At 45.6% G+C, this 18,129-nt stretch carries 17 protein-coding genes; all 17 read left to right on the top strand.

Annotated elements, in window-relative coordinates:
* The first annotated feature begins 117 nt into the window (after positions 1-117).
* The 17 genes from H70737_RS22755 to dnaG all read left to right on the top strand — a co-directional run bounded on the left by H70737_RS22755 (position 118) and on the right by dnaG (position 18,089).
* A complete protein-coding gene (locus H70737_RS22755; protein ID WP_042194375.1) occupies positions 118-1,482 on the top strand; it encodes an NfeD family protein in 1,365 nt (454 codons plus the stop codon).
* Between the two features lie 63 nt (positions 1,483-1,545).
* On the top strand, positions 1,546-2,547 hold the full coding sequence (gene floA, locus H70737_RS22750; protein WP_042190951.1) for a flotillin-like protein FloA: 1,002 nt from the start codon (positions 1,546-1,548) through the stop codon (positions 2,545-2,547).
* An 18-nt stretch (positions 2,548-2,565) separates the two neighbouring features.
* Complete coding sequence (locus H70737_RS22745) at positions 2,566-3,117, top strand: YqfB family membrane protein (protein WP_042190949.1); 552 nt, start codon at positions 2,566-2,568, stop codon at positions 3,115-3,117.
* A 169-nt stretch (positions 3,118-3,286) separates the two neighbouring features.
* The gene (yqfC, locus tag H70737_RS22740; RefSeq protein WP_042190948.1) at positions 3,287-3,580 is read left to right on the top strand and encodes a sporulation protein YqfC; all 294 of its coding nucleotides are present in this window, start codon (positions 3,287-3,289) and stop codon (positions 3,578-3,580) included.
* The gene (gene yqfD, locus H70737_RS22735; protein ID WP_042190946.1) at positions 3,577-4,758 is read left to right on the top strand and encodes a sporulation protein YqfD; all 1,182 of its coding nucleotides are present in this window, start codon (positions 3,577-3,579) and stop codon (positions 4,756-4,758) included. Before yqfC ends, yqfD begins: the two co-directional genes overlap by 4 nt.
* Positions 4,759-4,773: 15 nt before the next feature.
* Positions 4,774-5,745: a PhoH family protein gene (locus H70737_RS22730; protein WP_042190944.1), complete on the top strand. Its 972-nt coding sequence runs from the start codon at positions 4,774-4,776 to the stop codon at positions 5,743-5,745.
* A 14-nt stretch (positions 5,746-5,759) separates the two neighbouring features.
* Positions 5,760-8,015: an HD family phosphohydrolase gene (locus H70737_RS22725; protein ID WP_042190942.1), complete on the top strand. Its 2,256-nt coding sequence runs from the start codon at positions 5,760-5,762 to the stop codon at positions 8,013-8,015.
* On the top strand, positions 8,012-8,509 hold the full coding sequence (gene ybeY, locus H70737_RS22720; RefSeq protein ID WP_042190939.1) for an rRNA maturation RNase YbeY: 498 nt from the start codon (positions 8,012-8,014) through the stop codon (positions 8,507-8,509). The genes H70737_RS22725 and ybeY overlap by 4 nt, the downstream gene beginning before the upstream one ends.
* Positions 8,509-8,904, top strand: a complete 396-nt coding sequence (locus H70737_RS22715) for a diacylglycerol kinase family protein (RefSeq protein ID WP_042190936.1) — start codon at positions 8,509-8,511, stop codon at positions 8,902-8,904. The genes ybeY and H70737_RS22715 overlap by 1 nt, the downstream gene beginning before the upstream one ends.
* A 205-nt stretch (positions 8,905-9,109) precedes the next feature.
* Positions 9,110-9,529 (top strand): cytidine deaminase, encoded by a 420-nt coding sequence (locus H70737_RS22710; protein ID WP_042190934.1) that lies wholly within the window; start codon positions 9,110-9,112, stop codon positions 9,527-9,529.
* A 661-nt stretch (positions 9,530-10,190) separates the two neighbouring features.
* The gene (era, locus tag H70737_RS22705) at positions 10,191-11,084 is read left to right on the top strand and encodes a GTPase Era (RefSeq protein ID WP_042190933.1); all 894 of its coding nucleotides are present in this window, start codon (positions 10,191-10,193) and stop codon (positions 11,082-11,084) included.
* Between the two features lie 112 nt (positions 11,085-11,196).
* Complete coding sequence (locus H70737_RS30460) at positions 11,197-11,340, top strand: YqzL family protein (protein WP_076117313.1); 144 nt, start codon at positions 11,197-11,199, stop codon at positions 11,338-11,340.
* Between the two features lie 36 nt (positions 11,341-11,376).
* Positions 11,377-12,132: a DNA repair protein RecO gene (gene recO / locus H70737_RS22700; protein ID WP_042190931.1), complete on the top strand. Its 756-nt coding sequence runs from the start codon at positions 11,377-11,379 to the stop codon at positions 12,130-12,132.
* A 425-nt stretch (positions 12,133-12,557) separates the two neighbouring features.
* A complete protein-coding gene (gene glyQ, locus H70737_RS22695; protein ID WP_042130314.1) occupies positions 12,558-13,445 on the top strand; it encodes a glycine--tRNA ligase subunit alpha in 888 nt (295 codons plus the stop codon).
* Positions 13,438-15,513, top strand: coding sequence for a glycine--tRNA ligase subunit beta (gene glyS / locus H70737_RS22690; RefSeq protein ID WP_042190929.1), 2,076 nt, complete (start codon positions 13,438-13,440; stop codon positions 15,511-15,513). The genes glyQ and glyS overlap by 8 nt, the downstream gene beginning before the upstream one ends.
* A 239-nt stretch (positions 15,514-15,752) precedes the next feature.
* A complete protein-coding gene (locus H70737_RS22685; RefSeq protein ID WP_042194373.1) occupies positions 15,753-16,229 on the top strand; it encodes a YaiI/YqxD family protein in 477 nt (158 codons plus the stop codon).
* 39 nt (positions 16,230-16,268) lie between these two features.
* Positions 16,269-18,089, top strand: a complete 1,821-nt coding sequence (gene dnaG / locus H70737_RS22680) for a DNA primase (protein ID WP_042190927.1) — start codon at positions 16,269-16,271, stop codon at positions 18,087-18,089.
* Positions 18,090-18,129 lie beyond the last annotated feature (40 nt).

The raw sequence follows: 18,129 nt of genomic DNA, 5'->3' as shown, positions 1-18,129 counted from the left end.
AAAGGGGTGCTTTTCTTTGTTTTGAAACGTAATTACGCTTACAACGTAATAAAGTTTATGTGTCCCGGGTCAAGTTGAAGAAGGGAGGTAAAAACATTGAAAAGATTACGGAAAATTATGTTAGCCAGCATTCCAGTTGTTTTACTGCTATTGCTCTTAACGCCGTTTATCCCGAACGTCAGCGCTGATGTAACGGTACCAAAAGCACCAAAGGCTGCGAATGGTGAGATGAAGAAAGGCCCTGTGTTTATTATTCCGGTTGATCAGAAAATTGAAAGAGGTCTGCAAAGCTTTTTGGAAAGAGGGTTTGCAGAAGCTGCTAATTATGGAGCGGTTCTAATTGTACTGGAGGTGGATACACCGGGTGGACTGGTGAGTTCAGCAGAACAGATTGGGACGATGGTAAGAGATAGTGACATACCTACGGCTGCTTTTATTAAAGGTGATGCCGCTTCCGCAGGCAGTTACATAGCACTTAACGCAGGTGCAATCATCATGAAGCCGGGCAGCATGATCGGTTCTGCATCTCTAGTAGATAGTAGCGGCCAGAAAGTAGATGACGCGAAGATGGTCTCCTACTGGAAATCAAAAATGATTGGAGCCGCTGCTCTGAATGAGCGTGATCCTGATATTGCTGCGGGAATGGTCGATAGTAATTTGGTTGTGGATAAGCCAGATCTTGGCGTATCTAAAGCGCAGGGCGAAATTATTGCTTTGTCTAGTGACGAAGCTTTAAAAGCTGGTTATGCTGATCAAATTACAACCACTCCAGAAGAGGCGATTACTTGGTTAGGTTATACTACAGATGACATTTTTCGTGTGGAGCATACGGGTGCCGAGAAAATGTCACAATTTCTGACGAATCCGATTATTATGACGATTTTGCTATTCATCGGGATCACAGGCATTGTGATTGAGTTGATCGTTCCGGGCTTCGGTGCACCTGGGATTATTGGGACATTAGCCTTTGTTTTATATTTTTTCGGAAATTCTGTAGCAGGGTTTGCCGGATCAGAGACTTGGCTTTTGTTCATAATCGGACTTGTCATGCTTGTGCTGGAGCTATTCGTGCCGAGCTTTGGGATATTGGGGATACTTGGTTCCGTGAGCCTTGTGGCAGGTGTCGTACGCGCAGCATACAGCTTCACACATGCATTGTTTAGTCTCGGTATCGCATTCGCGGCTGCAACAGTAGTCATTGTGATTGTGGCTGTCGCCTTTAAAGAACGTGGAATTTGGAATAGGTTTATTTTAAAGGATACGCTCTCTAAAGATCAGGGATTTGTACCTGTTGAAGAGAAGTTAAGCTTAGTTGGAGCTATAGGAAACAGTGTTACTCCACTTCGTCCATCCGGAACGGCTATGATTGGCGGCGAGCGAGTAGATGTCGTTACTGAAGGCAGCTTTATTAGCGTTAATGCACCGATCTCTGTTGTAAAAGTTGAGGGCGGACGGATTGTAGTGAAGGAAATTAAGGAATAAGGTAAAAGATAAAAGGTATGGCGAATAGTAGCTCCACAATAATTTACTGGAGGTTGTAAAGTTATGGAAGCATCTTTAATTACTTTTTTGTTGATTGCGGTAGTCGTAGTCATTTTGTTGAGTGTCTTTTTAAGCTTCTTCCCTGTCATGCTCTGGATTTCTGCATTGGCGTCAGGGGTTAGGATTAGTATTATTACCCTAGTAGCGATGAGACTGCGTCGTGTAACGCCAAGTCGAATCGTTAATCCAATGATTAAAGCGACTAAGGCAGGTCTTGGACTGAATATTAATCAACTGGAGAGCCACTATCTCGCAGGTGGTAACGTAGACCGGGTGGTTAATGCGCTTATTGCAGCACAACGTGCAGATATTCCTTTGGAATTTACACGCGCAGCGGCTATTGATCTTGCAGGACGCGATGTGCTTCAGGCGGTACAAATGAGCGTTAACCCTCGTGTAATTGAAACACCAGTTGTTGCGGCTGTCGCTAAAAACGGGATTGAAGTCAAGGTAAAAGCACGTGTAACTGTACGTGCCAATATCGACCGTCTCGTGGGTGGTGCGGGTGAAGAAACAATCATTGCCCGTGTTGGTGAAGGGATTGTAACGACAGTAGGTTCAAGTGATTCACATAAAGATGTCTTGGAAAACCCGGATTTGATTTCTCGGACGGTATTGTCGAAAGGTCTGGATTCAGGTACTGCTTTTGAGATCCTCTCTATTGATATTGCGGATATCGATGTAGGCAAGAACATCGGTGCGTATCTTCAAACCGAACAAGCAGAAGCGGATAAACGTATTGCACAAGCTAAGGCAGAAGAACGCAGAGCAATGGCTGTCGCTCATGAGCAAGAGATGAAAGCGCGTGTAGTTGAGATGAAGGCGCTTGTTGTGGAAGCTGAATCTCAGGTGCCTATGGCGATGGCTGAGGCACTCAGAAATGGTCAAATCGGTGTGATGGACTACATGAACATCAAAAATATCGAGGCGGATACCCAAATGCGCGGTTCCCTCGGCAAAATGAATGATCAGGACGACAATAACCGTCCTAACAATAATAAATAAAAGGGGATGTGAATCTCCATGAGCTGGATCTATATTGTTGCGGTTATTATCTTCGCGATTGTATCCAATGTGAACAAAGCTACGAAGAACAAACCCAAAGGTACTACACGCGGAGGGATGCCGACCTTCGGTGGAGGAGACGGGAATCCTCTCCACCGTAATAAGGATGTAGACGGGAACAGAGATCAGCCAGAACAGTCTGGTAGCGGGTTTCCTGCTCCTGTTACTACATCCTCCCGTGAGTATGACGCATCACCAGCCTTTCCAGAGCCTGCGTACATCCCGACACCAGATTATTCTACTGGAGAAGGTATGTCTTTGGAGCATGCTGATGACGGAGTTGAGTTACGCACACAAAGAATGCAGGAAGAGGTGCGGCGTCTTCAATCTGCTTTTGATGGAATAGCGGGAGCAGATCCCAGGTCGAAGAAGACGAAGAGTTCATCCCCTGAGACAGATGTTCGGTCAAATAGAACAGGGAATAGGGATGAGCTGCGTAATGGTGTGGTTTGGGCGGAGATTCTAGGACCTCCGCGTGCTCGCCAGCCGCATTCCTCCCGAAGATCGTAACTTTCGGCAAGTAACAATTAAGCCTTAGCTTTCTTATCTTAACGATAGGAAAGCTGAGGCTTTTTTTATGTTTTTTATACCTGAAAGGTGCTCCTTTATGAGTTCTTCTCATAAACAAAAGCGTTGCCGCATAAGGTGTACAGAAGGCAGGAAGGGGGAGCGTCTACTTATGACCCGTATTGGCCGCAGGCTGCGGGGATGGACAAACGGGGTGTTGGATTTACCACAGGACTTACTACAGGAAATGCCCCGGATCACCCTGATCGGCAATAAGGAACTGTATATCGAGAATCATCGCGGCGTGCTGCATTTTTCCTCGGGCCATCTTAAGCTCGCGTTAGCTAAAGGATCGCTTGAAATCACAGGCGAGGATCTTGTCATTCGCAATATTCTTGGTCAGGAGCTGGCAGTAGAAGGCATTATCGGAGAGATCAGATATAAAGAAAGCGAGGGGAAATCATGAAGGAACCACCTCTTTCATCACTGCGGGGATTCGTTACACTGCATGTGACGGGGCCTCAGGTGGAGAGATTCATTAATGTCATTTCTGAAGCAGGTATAGTGATTTGGGATGTGAGGCCCGCTGAGGGCGGCGCTTCCCTTAAGCTGCTTCTGAATGATTTTTATGTCCTCCGTCCGATTTTAAAGAAGACAGGCTGTCGGATGCATGTTACAGGAAGAAGCGGACTGCCTTTTTTGATGGCGCGGCTTTGGAAACGTAAATTTTTTGGCATGGGAATATTGATATTCGGGATTATGCTCTTTATGTTATCTACGATGGTATGGAGCATTAGAGTCGAGGGGAATGAAAAAATTGCCTCCGAGGATATATTGGCAGCTGCTCGCCAGGAGGGGGTGTATCCTTTTCAATGGATATGGCGTCTGGATGAGCCGGACAAGCTCTCTAAGGGGCTCCTGGCCCAATTACCCGGCGTTTCATGGATAGGGGTGCAGCGGACGGGGACGAGCATTAAAATTCAGGTGGTAGAATCTAAACAGCCGGATATCAAACCTCTGCTTAGTCAGCGGCATTTGATTAGCAGAACAGATGCGGTGGTAACTGAAATATATGCGGAGCAGGGCAGACCGGTTGTAGCGCGTAACTCACGGGTTAAAAAAGGGGATATCCTGATCTCGGGTGCTTTAGGCGACGAAGAGAATGTACAGTACGTGGTGGCTAAAGGTGAAGTTAAGGGTCTAGTGTGGCATGAATACAATATAGAGGTGCCTCTTACAACAACAAATAGCTCATATACAGGGGAGCGTAAGGACCGAACCTATCTGGTGCTTGGTAAATGGGCTATCCAGCTATGGGGTTATGGCGATTCTCCTTTTGAGAAATCACGAACACTTACTGAGCATGATCCGCTGTCCTGGCGGTCCATTAAGCTGCCGCTGGGCCTAATGACTGAGAAAGAAATGGAGATTAGTGAAACAAGTGAGACATTAACTCCAGAGGCTGGATTTGAAAAGGGAATAGAGCGAGCGAAGAATGATATTTTGGCACGTTATGGCGTTGATAGCGTCATCAAAAGTCAAAAAGTTTTGCATGAGAAGAAAGAGAATGGTAAAGTTTATATGAAAGTGATCTTTGAAGTAGAAGAAAAAATTTCCGAAGAACTGCCAATAGTAAACAATTGAGGAGAATGAGGCTACTTGTCAGAACAGACTGCAAGCATTCGTATTACTTTGCAAAATGCGGGAGAAGCGCAATCGCTGTTCGGCCCGCAAGATGGATTCCTAAAAATCATCGAGAGTGAAATTCCTGCTATTATTGATTCCCGTGAAGCAGAGTTAACGATACGTGGTGCGGAGCGGGAAGTAGACATGCTGGGACAATTGTTTAATGTGTTGCTGTCCCTCATTCGGAGCGGTTACATACTTACTGAACGTGATGTGCAGTACGCTGTGGAGCTGGCGAAAGACTTTCGAGTCGATCAATTGCTCGATTTGTTCAAGGGAGAAATTACAACAACTTTTCGTGGAAAGCCTATCCGTGTCAAAACGATTGGCCAGAAGCATTATGTGACAACGATCAAGAAGCGTGATATTGTATTCGGAATCGGTCCTGCAGGAACGGGTAAGACCTACTTGGCGGTAGTGCTTGCAGTTACGGCACTTAAAGAAGGTTCTGTTAAGCGTATCATTCTTACGCGCCCAGCAGTAGAAGCAGGAGAGAGTCTAGGGTTCCTCCCAGGGGATTTGCAAGAAAAGGTAGATCCATACCTTCGTCCGTTATATGATGCCTTATACGACGTTATGGGGCCCGATCAGGTGGCTAAGGCACTTGAACGGGGATTGATTGAAATTGCTCCGCTCGCTTATATGCGTGGTCGTACGCTGGATGATTCATTTATTATTTTGGATGAAGCCCAGAATACAACGCCTGAGCAAATGAAAATGTTTTTGACTCGACTCGGCTTCGGGTCCAAAATGGTGATTACGGGTGACGTTACCCAGATTGACCTGCCTCGCGGCAAAAAATCCGGTTTGATTGAGGCTAAAGCGATTTTATCCGGCATAGAAGAACTCGGTTTTGTTTATTTTGCGGAGCAGGATGTAGTACGGCATTCCCTGGTGCAGAAAATTATCGTTGCCTATGACCGCTCTGCCGAAAACCTCCAATAAAGGGGATTGTCTTCATGGCTTCAAAGCAACCATCTAAATTAAGCGGATTTGTATATACGAACAACGGATGGAAGTATAGCGCGGCGACACGCTATGCTCTTTTCCTGTTACTCGGACTTGTGTTCTACTTCAGTCTGTCGCCCGATCTACTGCCTAAGCGGTACGATATTAAAGAGAATACGCTCAGCGCGAAGGAGATAACAGCGCCCAAGCAAATTTTGGACAAGAAGGCAACACTAAAGGCAGCGGAAGAAGCAGCCGAAGGTGTATCTCCTAAGTATAAAATTATCCCGATGCGGGCCGATAATCTTGTGACATCACTGCTGGACCGGATTGATCGCCTGAATCAGGATGACCTGATTTCGCAAAGTGATAAAACTGAAATTTATCGTGATGAAATCCCGCAGAGAGCCAGTGATTTTATTTTGAATTTCATAGCCTCAAATCGGGGCGGAGGCACTTATTCCGATCATCTTTTGGAAGAAATGCAATCTGTCATAAAAGAGCAGACCTATGTCATTCCAGATGAAACTTACATTAAGATTCCGCGACTGACCTCTCAGGACATTATCGAAATGAAGCCTGTCGCTCGTGATATTGTGACTAGGCTGATGAACGATCAAATCACGGACGCCCAGACTGCGCGCGCCAAAGTGGCGGAGCAGGTCAGTATCAGCTCTCTGAGTCAGCGTACGGCGCGTGAGGTTGTGCAAGAGTTAGTCCGGCTCGTTATTACAAGCAATAAGTTCTATGACGAAGATGCAACGAAGGAAGCGAAGGTACAGGCTCGTGAGAACACACCTGATGTGTTTATTGAGCAAGGGGAGGTTCTTGTCGCTAAAGGGCAAAAAATCACCCCTGAGCTGTACGCCCTATTGGATGAGAATGGCCTGCTAAGCAATGAGGTCAACTATTGGCCTCAGGTTGGATTGCTATTACTTGCTACCATGCTATCTGCGGGTCTGATGGTGTTTATCCGTTACTCTGGCGGAACTGCGGGCTTCAAGTATAATAATTCCCAGTTATTAATGCTGGTGCTTGTGTTTGTTATTACGATCATCTCCATGCGGTTGACCGCAATTTTGCAGACGGATGTCCATTCCTATCTCGGGTATCTGGCTCCAGTAGCCATTGGTGCTATGCTGATTACCATGCTTCTGGATATGACATTAGCGTATTTCTGTTCTATTCTGATCAGTATACTCGCCAGTATCATTTTGAATGTTCAGCAGAATTCGGTGTTTGATTTTACCTTTGGCTTCTTTTCAATTGTTGTTTGTTATGTAGCTATTTTTGCCACTCATCGTGCAGGCCAGCGTTCCACATTATTAAAAGGCGGGATTATGGTATCCCTTTTTGGCTGTGTGACCGTCTTTATGCTGACCCTCTTAGCTGGTGGTGAATGGAAAGATGTAAGCACGCTGTATGCCGTTGGTTTTGCTTTTGCGAGTGGACTTTTGACTGCAGTGCTTGTGATTGGTCTGATGCCTTTCTTTGAAGCTACCTTTGGTATTCTATCTGCCCTGAAGCTGGTAGAGTTGTCTAATCCGAACCATCCCTTATTGCGCAAGCTTCTTACGGAAACACCAGGAACCTACCACCATAGCGTAATGGTAGGTAACCTGTCAGAAGCGGCCGCAGAAGCGATTGGAGCAGATGGCTTATTGTGCCGGGTAGGATCGTATTATCATGATATTGGTAAAACAAAACGTCCGTTTTATTTTATTGAAAATCAGAATAATATGGAAAACCCACATGACTCTATTGAACCGAAGCTTAGTAAATCTATCATTGTAGCTCACGCCCGCGATGGGGTGGAAATGCAACGAGAATATAAGCTGCCCAAACCGATTCGTGATATTGCTGAGCAGCATCATGGGACGACGTTCCTGCATTATTTTTACCATAAAGCCCTGAAGCTGGCGGAAGAAAAAGGTGTCGAGCCTGATTTTACCGAGGAAGATTTCCGTTATCCTGGCCCGAAAGCCCAGTCGAAGGAATCGGCTGTTGTAGGAATTGCCGACAGTGTTGAAGCTGCGGTGCGATCCTTGCGTAAGCCAACTGTTCTGCAGGTGGAAACGATGATTGAGAAGATTATTAAAAGTCGACTGGATGATCATCAGTTTGACGAATGTGATTTAACGATTAAAGAATTGGACATTATTGCACGGACGCTGAAAGAAACGGTCATGGGGATTTTCCATTCACGGATCGAATATCCAGAAGATGTGCGTAAGCCGAAAAAAGAGGAAGGGGCACCTAACCCATGAGTTTGGAGATCGTTTGGGATAACGAGCAGGAAGAATACGAGATAAAGGACGATCTCATTACGCTGCTGGAGAATATTTTGCAAAAAGCAGGTGAAGCGGAAGGGATCGATCGGGGCGAGGTAGCTCTTACTTTTGTCGATAATGTTCGTATACATGAGTTGAATTTGGAATATCGGGGAATTGACCGTCCGACGGACGTACTTTCTTTTGCGATGAATGAAAGCGGAGAGGACGAGCTGGACATTATATACGAAGTAGAAGAAGGCGAAGCGCTGGAAGATGTTCCGGATGTACTGGGAGATATCATCATTTCCGTAACTCGTGCTCAGGAGCAAGCGCAGGAATATGGTCATTCGCTGGAGCGTGAGCTTGGTTTCCTCTTTGTGCACGGATTTCTGCATTTGTTAGGATATGATCATCAGGATGAAGCTTCAGAGGCTGAAATGATGTCTAAGCAAGAGACAGTACTAGCTCAGGTTGGGTTGACTCGCTAATGGTGAAGAACACGGCGGTAGGACATAAGAAGTTCTGGCACTCTTTTCGGTTTGCATCGCAAGGCATCGTGTCGGCATTCAAATCCGAGCTTAACATGAAGGTGCATTGCTGTTTGGCTGTGGTTGTACTTGTTGCCGCTGCCGTGTTCAGACTTCCGCTGGCCAGTTGGATGTTGCTGCTCTTCTCCATCACGCTTGTCTTAACCGCCGAGTTGCTCAATACAGCAATTGAAGCGACGGTAGACCTGATCTCGCCGGAGATTCACCCACTGGCTAAGAGGGCAAAAGATACCGCCGCAGGAGCTGTGCTTCTTACGGCGGTGTTTGCTGTCTTAGTCGGGGTCTATGTTTTTTACCACCCGGTGATGGACTGGATTACCGGACTTATGTCATAATCAGGTTACAATTCAATTCAGGGGAGAGGCGGACCCGCGTTTTGCGATTCCGCCTCTTTGGCTACTAGATGTTTAGGGTGCGAGTTTTGTACGAAGAAAATTCAATGAAGTAATGCTAATAAAACTAAGTGGATGCTTTCGAAGCAAGTTTTGTACGAAGCAAATCAGTGAAGTAATACTAACAAAACTTTAGGAGGACCCAAATATGGATTCCGCTCTTCTTATGCAAGAAGCGATTAAAGCACGTGCTAAGGCATATATTCCTTACTCCCGATTCGGAGTTGGAGCCGCCCTCCTTGATCAGGATGGTCATATTCATCACGGATGTAATGTAGAAAATGCTGCTTTTGGCCCAACCAATTGTGCAGAGCGGACTGCGTTATTCCGTGCCGTTGCCGACGGTCATGCTATCGGTTCTTTCAAGGCAATTGCCGTTGTTGCCGATTCCGATGGCCCCGTATCTCCTTGTGGTGTATGCCGCCAAGTTCTGATTGAGTTGTGTTCACCCGACATGAAGGTTATCCTTGGAAACATGAAGGGCGATATTGTTGAGACCACGGTGGGAGAATTACTTCCCGGAGCTTTTGGTCCCGTAGATCTGAAGCAAGGACAAGCTCCAGAATAAAATGAGGGTTTGATTTAATGCCTGTTTAAAGGCGAATCAGGTATAGTTAGACGAAGGTTGCTACTTTAATTGCACAATGTACAGTTAAATGCTACTCTTTCGCACAAAAATGAATTTAGTTGCAGATAGTGCAATTAAATTTATGATATAGTCTATATTTGGCTCTTAAGACAGGATTTAATTGCGCAGAATACAACTAAAACACCAAAACATAAATTCAAACTCAAATTAGTTGTACAAAGTACAATTAAAATTGTGCAGTCATCATCAATTAAGCTAGAATGATGCAAATTATGTGTTGTTAGAGTAACATTACGAGGTGAGCGCCGCGGCGAAGCCGCTAGCGATTCTTTGCACATCGTAACTTGAAACCCTGCCTGTAAGCTGCATCTCAGTAATCTTTATCCATGGTGAGCTTATTGCGAACCGTGTGAATAAGCGACAGTGAAGCGTGTCCCCGATAGGGGACGAAAGCGCTCATGCACGACCGTTTCTAATTCCGCCGAACGTTGCAGGTACGCCTATTTCCGGGTGTCCAGAGGGCCGGGGCCCTTGGGGTCCCCCTTGGCTAAGGGGGATTTAGGGGGATCGAAAAAGCTTTAAAAAAGATTGAATGATTGAAAAAGATTGAACTAGAAGGAAAGTATGGAAGGAAGATAATATGAAATTCAAATCAGGCTTTGTCGCAATTATCGGCAGACCGAACGTAGGCAAATCGACACTCATGAACCAGGTTATTGGACAGAAGATTGCAATCATGTCGGATAAGCCACAGACCACTAGAAACAAAATCCATGGGGTCTATACAACGAATAATTCGCAAATCGTGTTCCTGGACACACCAGGTATTCATAAAAGACAGTCCAAGCTAGGCGACTACATGAACCAAACTGCAATGAGCACGCTGGGTGAAGTTGAGGCTGTGCTGTTCCTTGTGGATGCTGCAGATGGTTTGGGTGGTGGAGACCGATACATTGCTGAGCAATTAAACGGACTTAAGACGCCAGTTATTCTTGTACTGAACAAGATCGATAAAATAGAGCCGGAAGCATTGCTCCCACTTATGGCTCAATATAACAAGCTGCATAACTTTGCTGAAATCATTCCAATTTCTGCCAAGATGGGTAGCAATGTTAACACGCTATTAGAGCAAGTCGCTAAGTATTTACCAGAAGGTCCGCAATACTACCCAGAAGATCAAATTACGGATCACCCTGAGCAATTTGTGTGCGCAGAACTAATTCGTGAGAAGATTCTGCATTTGACGCGCGAAGAAGTACCGCATTCCATTGCTGTGGCTATCGAAGATATGAGGGTTGAGCCGAATGGTGTTGTGCATGTGTCTGCCGTTATTTTTGTTGAACGTGATTCTCAGAAGGGGATCATTATCGGTAAGCAAGGTGCGCTGCTGAAAGAGGTTGGCAGACGTGCTCGAACTGACATTGAGAACCTTTTGGGTTCGAAGATTTTTCTGGAGCTATGGGTAAAAGTGAAAAAAGACTGGCGTAATCAGGACCGCGTTCTGCGGGATTTGGGCTTCCATAAAGACCTTTAAGATCTTTATCCGTCATTCCTCGTTTGGCAGGAATTGCAAGGATAGAACCTGGCTCATCGCACATCCTAATTCTTGAAGAGACATCGTCTTTCCCAAGAAAGGATGAATACGAATGCGAAACTTTTCGTGGAAGTATTTTGCAATGACAGGAGACGTCGATGCTTACCTGCTATACAAGGAAGCTGGCTATCCACTTGAAGACAGTGGATTACAGCTAGTGGAAGAAGAGAAGGTCTGTGATGAAGAAGCGCAATAAGGACTGGTTGCTTGCCGAATGGTTGGGGGAAGAGGCATGCTACACAGGGTGGAAGGGATCGTCATCCGCAGCATGGACTACGGCGAGGGGAACGCAATTATTACGCTTTGCACCGAGAACGCCGGGAAAGTAGGAGTTCTGGTACGAGGTGCTAAGAAGGTTAAGAGCCGCCATGCTGCCCTGATCCAGCTGTTCACCGTCGGGGAATTTGTTTTTTTTAGAAATAACGGAGGTCTTGGAACGCTGAATTCCGGCGAGATCACGAAGTCTCACCACCCTCTGCGTGAGGATTTGATTAAAGCAGCATATGCATCATACGCTTGTGAACTGCTTGATAAAGTCCTGCATGATGAGGAGACGGGGAGCTTCTGGTTTCGCCAGCTTACGGCCTGCTTGAACGCACTTGAAGAAGATAAGGAACCTGGAGTTATCATAAATGTTTATGAAATGAAGATTTTGCAAGCAGCCGGTTATGGTCCAGAGTTCGACACCTGTGTGATATGTGGAGCAGAAAAGCCTGATGAACAACTGCTGATAAGCCCTCGCCTTGGTGGAGCACTCTGCCGCAGCTGTAAACATAATGATCCGCCAGCAATGGAGGTCTCTGCTCGTGCGTTGAAATTACTACGCTTATTCGCCAGACTTGATCTAACTAGATTAGGGAATGTGGATGTCAAAGAAAGCAGCCGTGATGAGCTAAAAAAAATTATGCGTGCCTTTATGGATGTGCAGCTTGGATTAAAGCTAAAATCACAGAATTTCCTGGATCAGCTCGACAAGTACAAGATTTGACGAAATCCGATTTTTCCGTTACTATAGGAACAGTTTAATTATAAGATTATCGCCGTTTTGCTCCACTTCGGGAGAACGTGCATTGATCGGGAAAGTAATGAGCGATATTGTTGCGATTCAGCGAGCTGGGGGTAGTGAGAGCCTGGCGGGACAATGTTCATGAACATGGCACCCGGGAGTACGGATATGGCGAATGAAAGTGGATTTCGTTCTTGTCTTTAGCAAGTGATATTGCTGAATCAAGGAATGGAATCAAGTAGGGTGGAACCGCGGGAGAATAAGTTAAGCTCTCGTCCCTATGTCTGTTAATCAGGCATGGGGGCGGGGGTTTTTTGTTGCTGTCAGGAGCGAAAAATGCCGCCTCCATGGTAAGAAGTTTTAAGCAAGATGAACTAAAAAACTTGTAAAGCGAAGGAGACGGTATTATGAACTTTCAGCAGATGATTTTGACGCTGCAGCAGTTCTGGGCTGAACAGAACTGTATTATCGTACAGCCTTATGACACTGAAAAAGGCGCCGGTACGATGAACCCTATGACATTTTTACGCTCACTAGGTCCTGAACCATGGAGAGTTGCGTACGTAGAGCCTTCACGTCGCCCATCCGATGGACGTTATGGGGAGAATCCGAACCGTTTGTATCAGCATCATCAATTTCAAGTCATTATCAAACCATCGCCTGATAACATTCAAGAGATTTACTTGGATAGTTTGAAAGCACTCGGCATTGATCCGCTCTTGCATGATATCCGTTTTGTTGAGGATAACTGGGAGAACCCTTCACTGGGTTGTGCAGGTCTAGGATGGGAAGTATGGCTAGATGGTATGGAAATCACTCAGTTTACGTACTTCCAACAGGTCGGTGGAATTGAGGCCAATCCAGTTGCCGTAGAAATTACTTACGGAATGGAGCGGCTAGCATCCTACATTCAAGATAAAGAAAATGTATTTGATCTTGAATGGGTTAGCGGCATGACTTATGGTGATGTTTTTCATCAACCGGAGTTTGAACATTCTACTTACACCTTTGAAGTATCTGATGTAAAAATGCTATTTTCACTGTTCAACATGTACGAAGAAGAAGCGCGTAGAGCGATGGAGCAGCATCTTGTGTTCCCTGCCTATGATTACGTGTTGAAATGCTCACATAGCTTTAATCTGCTGGATGCACGTGGAGCCATCAGCGTTACTGAACGGACTGGATTTATTACCCGAGTGCGTAATCTTGCCCGCTCTGTAGCGGCAACATATCTTGAGGAACGCGAGAAGCTTGGCTTCCCGCTGCTGAAGAAAGAAGGTGCTGACCGTGTCTAAAGATATCCTGTTTGAGATCGGTCTGGAGGAAATTCCTGCACGTTTTATCCGCGCTGCGATGGAACAGCTGCAAGATAGAACATCCAAGTGGTTGGATTCTGCACGGATTACCCATGCTGGAGTTACTGCTTATGCAACGCCACGTCGTCTCGCTGTTTTTGTTAAGGATGCGGCTGAGAAGCAAGAGGATATCAGCGAAGAAGTCAAAGGACCATCACGCAAAATCGCACTGGATGCAAACGGAGACTGGAGCAAAGCTGCTTTAGGATTTGCCCGTAGTCAGGGTGTATCTCCGGAGCAATTTACGTTCAAAGAGTTAGCTGGAGTAGAGTATATATATGCTACTAGAAATAGTGCTGGGGTAGAGACAGCTTCGCTTCTTTCAGAAGGGCTTTTAGGGATTGTAAATGCGATGACTTTTCCGAAAAACATGCGTTGGGGAGCTTACGATTTTAAATTCGTGCGTCCGATCCGCTGGTTAGTTGCTCTTTTCGGGAAAGATATTATTGATTTGGAAATTACGGATGTAAAAGCGGATAATGTGAGCCGTGGACATCGTTTTCTGGGCACAGAGACTGTAATTTCGGAGCCTGCACAATATGTTGAGAGCATGCGTGCGCAGCATGTCCTTGTAGACGTGAAGGAACGGGAAGAATTGATCCTGAAACAAATCAATCAATTGGCTGAAGAAAAAAGCTGGACGATTGCGATCAAAGAGGATCTTTTGGAGGAAGTACTGTTCCTAGTTGAAACACCAACCGTGTTGTTCGGAACCTTCGACCCATCTTTCTTGAACATTCCACAGGATGTGCTGATTACTTCGATGCGTGAGCATCAGCGGTATTTCCCGGTATTTGATGCAGCGGGCAAACTGCTACCTTTCTTCGTAACGGTGCGTAACGGGAATGCAGTATCTTTGGATGTTATTGCTAAAGGTAATGAGAAGGTACTCCGTGCTCGTCTATCAGATGCCAAATTCTTCTATCAAGAAGATCAAAAGATGAAGATTGATGATGCACTAGCCAAATTGGAGAATATCGTCTACCATGAAGAGCTTGGCAGTGTTGGAGATAAAGTGCGTCGTATTCGCCAAATCTCCGATCGTCTTGCTGTAAAGTTGGGATTGTCTGATATAACCCTTTCTGAAGTAAGTCGGACTGCTGATATTTGCAAATTCGACCTTGTGACTCAAATGGTTTATGAATTCCCAGAACTTCAAGGCACCATGGGTGAAGATTATGCACGCAAAGCAGGAGAACCTGAAACTGTGGCAAAAGCAATCTTTGAGCATTATCAGCCAAGGTTCGCGGGTGATGCAGTACCATCGACGGATGCCGGTTCAGTTGTCAGCATTGCGGACAAGATCGATACGATTGTAGGTTGCTTCTCTATCGGTATTATCCCAACAGGCTCTCAGGATCCTTACGCACTGCGTCGCCAGGCTGCAGGGATTGTTCAAATCGTGCTGGAGCATAAATTGCCGATTACGCTGCGCGAGATTTTTGAAGCAGCGATTGAAATTCATAAAAATTCAGGGAATTCGAAACATTCTGACGATGAACTACGTATAAACCTGTACGAGTTCTTCGGTCTGCGTGTTAAACGACTTTTATCCGACAATGTACGCTATGATGTTGTGGACGCTGTTACAGCAGCTGGCTTTGACAACGTGGTAGATGTTGTGGGCAGAAGCCGTGCGCTTATGGGTGCTGTGTTAGACCAAGCAGACTTTAAAATTACTGTAGATTCACTCACTCGTGTCAGTAATTTGGCAGCTAAAGCAACCAGCGAAGTGATTGATCCTTCTTTACTTAAAGAAGATGCTGAGCTGAAGCTGTACAAGACATGGCAGGAATTACACACACCGTATCTTGAAGCGATGTCCGCGAATAATGCCGAAGAAGCACTCCGTATTCTCTCGGGTCTAAAAGATGCTGTTACAGCATTTTTCGATTCCGTTATGGTTATGGCAGAGGATGAGCAGGTACGTGCTAACCGTTTAGCTTTGCTAGCTGGTATTGATGCTGACTCCAAGGCGTTTGCTGATTTTGGCAAGCTCGTTTGGTAAACGACTGAGCACCGGAGTTCCCGGCTGAATTCAAGATTCGACATTTGATCAAAGGACAGCTTTTTGAACAACATCTATAAGAAAAGTTTGTGTCTTATGGTATAGAATGTTGGTTTGGGGTATAAATATACGGAACGGTGCCAATGCGTCATTTGACATCCGTTCCGTATTTATGCATAGAAAGAAGGATTTCTTGCGGTAAGGGCGTATATATATTACACGGGAAATTGGTGATGATCATGGAGAAGAAGTCCCGGTCTAGAACTATAGTCGTGGATGGGGATGCTTGTCCGGTCAAAAAAGAGATTGCTGAAGTTGGCCGCGCCTTTGGTGTGCCGGTACTGATGGTATCTTCTTATGACCATGCACTGAAAGCTGAAGAGGGTGTAACGGTTGTGCAGGTGGACCGGGGAGATCAGAGCGCCGATCTATATATTGCCAATCATATTTCTGCTGGAGATGTGGTATTGACTGGGGACTATGGTCTCGCAGCACTTGCACTAGGGAAACGTTGCAGTGTTCTTTCTTTTCGTGGCCAGGAATATGACGATTCCAAAATGGATTTTATGTTGGAAGGCAGGCATGCCAGGGCCGTGGAACGAAGACGGGGACATTATTCTAAGGGTCCAAAACCTATAACGGCAGAAGAAAAAATATATTTTCAACATAAAATGACAAAACTTTTAATACTTTTGCAGGAGAATGTGGAGCAATAGCGAATTATATTTATTTGTTAAGAATTGAAGGTGGTTGAAGTGGCTAGCGGACACGGGAATATTCCGGAAGAAGTTATCGAAAGCGTGCTTGCACGTCATGATATTGTCGATACAGTCGGTAAGGTAGTCCATTTGTCCAAGCAGGGGAAATATTTATGGGGCCTCTGCCCGTTCCATTCGGAGAAAACCCCTTCCTTTACAGTTACCCCCGACCGGGGAGTATTTCATTGCTTTGGCTGCGGCATGGGTGGAAATGCCATCAAATTTAGGATGGAAATCGAAGGATTAACCTTCCCCGAAGCCGTCAAAATAATGGCTGAAGAAAGTGATATTCCCGTTCCTGAAGGTAAGGGAGGCCTAATGTCTCCTCCTGATCCGGAACGCGATCGGTTGATTCAAGCTTATGAATGGTCTGCAAAGTTTTATCATTACTTGCTGAAGAATACGGAACACGGCAAAGCCGCAATGGAGTATTTAAGAGCCCGGAACTTCAGCGATAAAATGATTGACCAGTTTCAGATCGGATATGCTCCGGACCGCTGGGATACTTTGCTACAATTTTTGGAGAAACGGAATTTTGACCTTGCTGAGATGGAGAAAGGTGGACTCTTGTCTGCCCGAGGTGAGGGTAAAGGCTATATAGACCGTTTCCGTGGTCGGATTATTTTTCCGATTGCGAACCGCACAGGCAAGGTGATTGCGTTTGCCGGAAGAATTTTTGGTGAAGGACAACCCAAGTATCTTAATTCTCCAGAGAGTAGATTGTTTAACAAAAGCCGGATTTTATACAATTTGCACCAGTCCAAAGCATCCATCCGCAAAACGCGGCAAATCGTCCTCTTTGAAGGATACGGAGATGTCATTTCGGCCTGGGAAGCAGGTGTGCATAACGGTGTAGCAACAATGGGAACATCTTTAACTGAAAGTCATGTAGCACTGATGAAGAGTCTGGCCGATGAAATTGTACTGTCTTATGACGGTGACCGGGCAGGACAAGCAGCTGCTATGAAGTCCATTCCAATGCTTGAAGGCAGTGGCTTGCGTGTAAAGATCGCCTTACTGCCAAGCGGACTCGATCCAGATGAATTCATCTCAATGCATGGTGGAGAAAGGTTTATGGATCAGGTTATTGATTCAGCGGTTTCATCCATAAAATTTAAGCTTATATATCTGAAAAAAAACCATATACTCCTAGAGGAAGATGGCAAAATTGCCTACGTCAAAGAAGCTTTGGAGGTCATTGCTTCGTTACATTCCTCGACTGAGAGAGAGGTTTACCTAAGGGAAATCGCTTCTGAGCTGGAACTTTCATATGATAGTTTGAAGCAGGATTGTAATTTACTTAGGGCATCGATGCAAAAAAACATCCCTGAAGGGGATAATAACGACAAAAGGTGGAATAATGGTAGGCATAAAAAAGGGCAAGTGCAGACACCAACTTTGCTGCCCGCTTATCATGTTGCGGAACGGCGTCTACTGTCCTTTATGATTCAGGACCCGGAAGCCGCCACGTATGTGGGCGAACGCCTCGGAGAAGATTTCAACATCGATGATCATGCGGCAATTGCCGCTTATCTATATGCCTATTACGCGCAAGGCAAACCACCCGGCATTAGTCGGTTTCTATCATCGCTTCAGGATGATCGTCTAGAGAAAACTGCTACATCAATTTCCATGATGGATACACCTCCAGACTGGAATATGCAGGTGCTGGATGATTGTATCCGTGAAGTACGGAAATACCCACTGCAGCGCAAGATGGATCAGAAGCGTGAAGAGATGATTCAGGCGGAAAAGTCAGGTGACTTTTTGCGTGCGGCACAAATAGCAAGTGAGATTATAGCCCTAGAGAGACAATGAAATGTTGACAGGATGTACCTAGGGAGGAGGGAGTCGAATT

Origin of the sequence: Paenibacillus sp. FSL H7-0737 (assembly GCF_000758545.1) — a bacterium.
Classification (GTDB): Bacteria; Bacillota; Bacilli; order Paenibacillales; family Paenibacillaceae; genus Paenibacillus_AQ.
The sequence above is the reverse complement of the archived record's forward strand: the minus strand, read 5'-3'. Positions and strand labels throughout refer to the sequence as shown.

Bases quoted from the DNA above. Each gene is read 5' to 3' on its own strand.
- H70737_RS22715 (WP_042190936.1), top strand. From the start codon at position 8,509: ATGGTGAAGAACACGGCGGTAGGACATAAGAAGTTCTGGCACTCTTTT.
- recO (WP_042190931.1), top strand. From the start codon at position 11,377: ATGCTACACAGGGTGGAAGGGATCGTCATCCGCAGCATGGACTACGGC.
- H70737_RS22725 (WP_042190942.1), top strand. From the start codon at position 5,760: ATGGCTTCAAAGCAACCATCTAAATTAAGCGGATTTGTATATACGAAC.
- era (WP_042190933.1), top strand. From the start codon at position 10,191: ATGAAATTCAAATCAGGCTTTGTCGCAATTATCGGCAGACCGAACGTA.
- H70737_RS22755 (WP_042194375.1), top strand. From the start codon at position 118: ATGTTAGCCAGCATTCCAGTTGTTTTACTGCTATTGCTCTTAACGCCG.
- H70737_RS22745 (WP_042190949.1), top strand. From the start codon at position 2,566: ATGAGCTGGATCTATATTGTTGCGGTTATTATCTTCGCGATTGTATCC.
- floA (WP_042190951.1), top strand. From the start codon at position 1,546: ATGGAAGCATCTTTAATTACTTTTTTGTTGATTGCGGTAGTCGTAGTC.
- yqfC (WP_042190948.1), top strand. From the start codon at position 3,287: ATGACCCGTATTGGCCGCAGGCTGCGGGGATGGACAAACGGGGTGTTG.
- H70737_RS30460 (WP_076117313.1), top strand. From the start codon at position 11,197: ATGCGAAACTTTTCGTGGAAGTATTTTGCAATGACAGGAGACGTCGAT.
- H70737_RS22685 (WP_042194373.1), top strand. From the start codon at position 15,753: ATGGAGAAGAAGTCCCGGTCTAGAACTATAGTCGTGGATGGGGATGCT.
- ybeY (WP_042190939.1), top strand. From the start codon at position 8,012: ATGAGTTTGGAGATCGTTTGGGATAACGAGCAGGAAGAATACGAGATA.
- glyQ (WP_042130314.1), top strand. From the start codon at position 12,558: ATGAACTTTCAGCAGATGATTTTGACGCTGCAGCAGTTCTGGGCTGAA.
- H70737_RS22710 (WP_042190934.1), top strand. From the start codon at position 9,110: ATGGATTCCGCTCTTCTTATGCAAGAAGCGATTAAAGCACGTGCTAAG.
- yqfD (WP_042190946.1), top strand. From the start codon at position 3,577: ATGAAGGAACCACCTCTTTCATCACTGCGGGGATTCGTTACACTGCAT.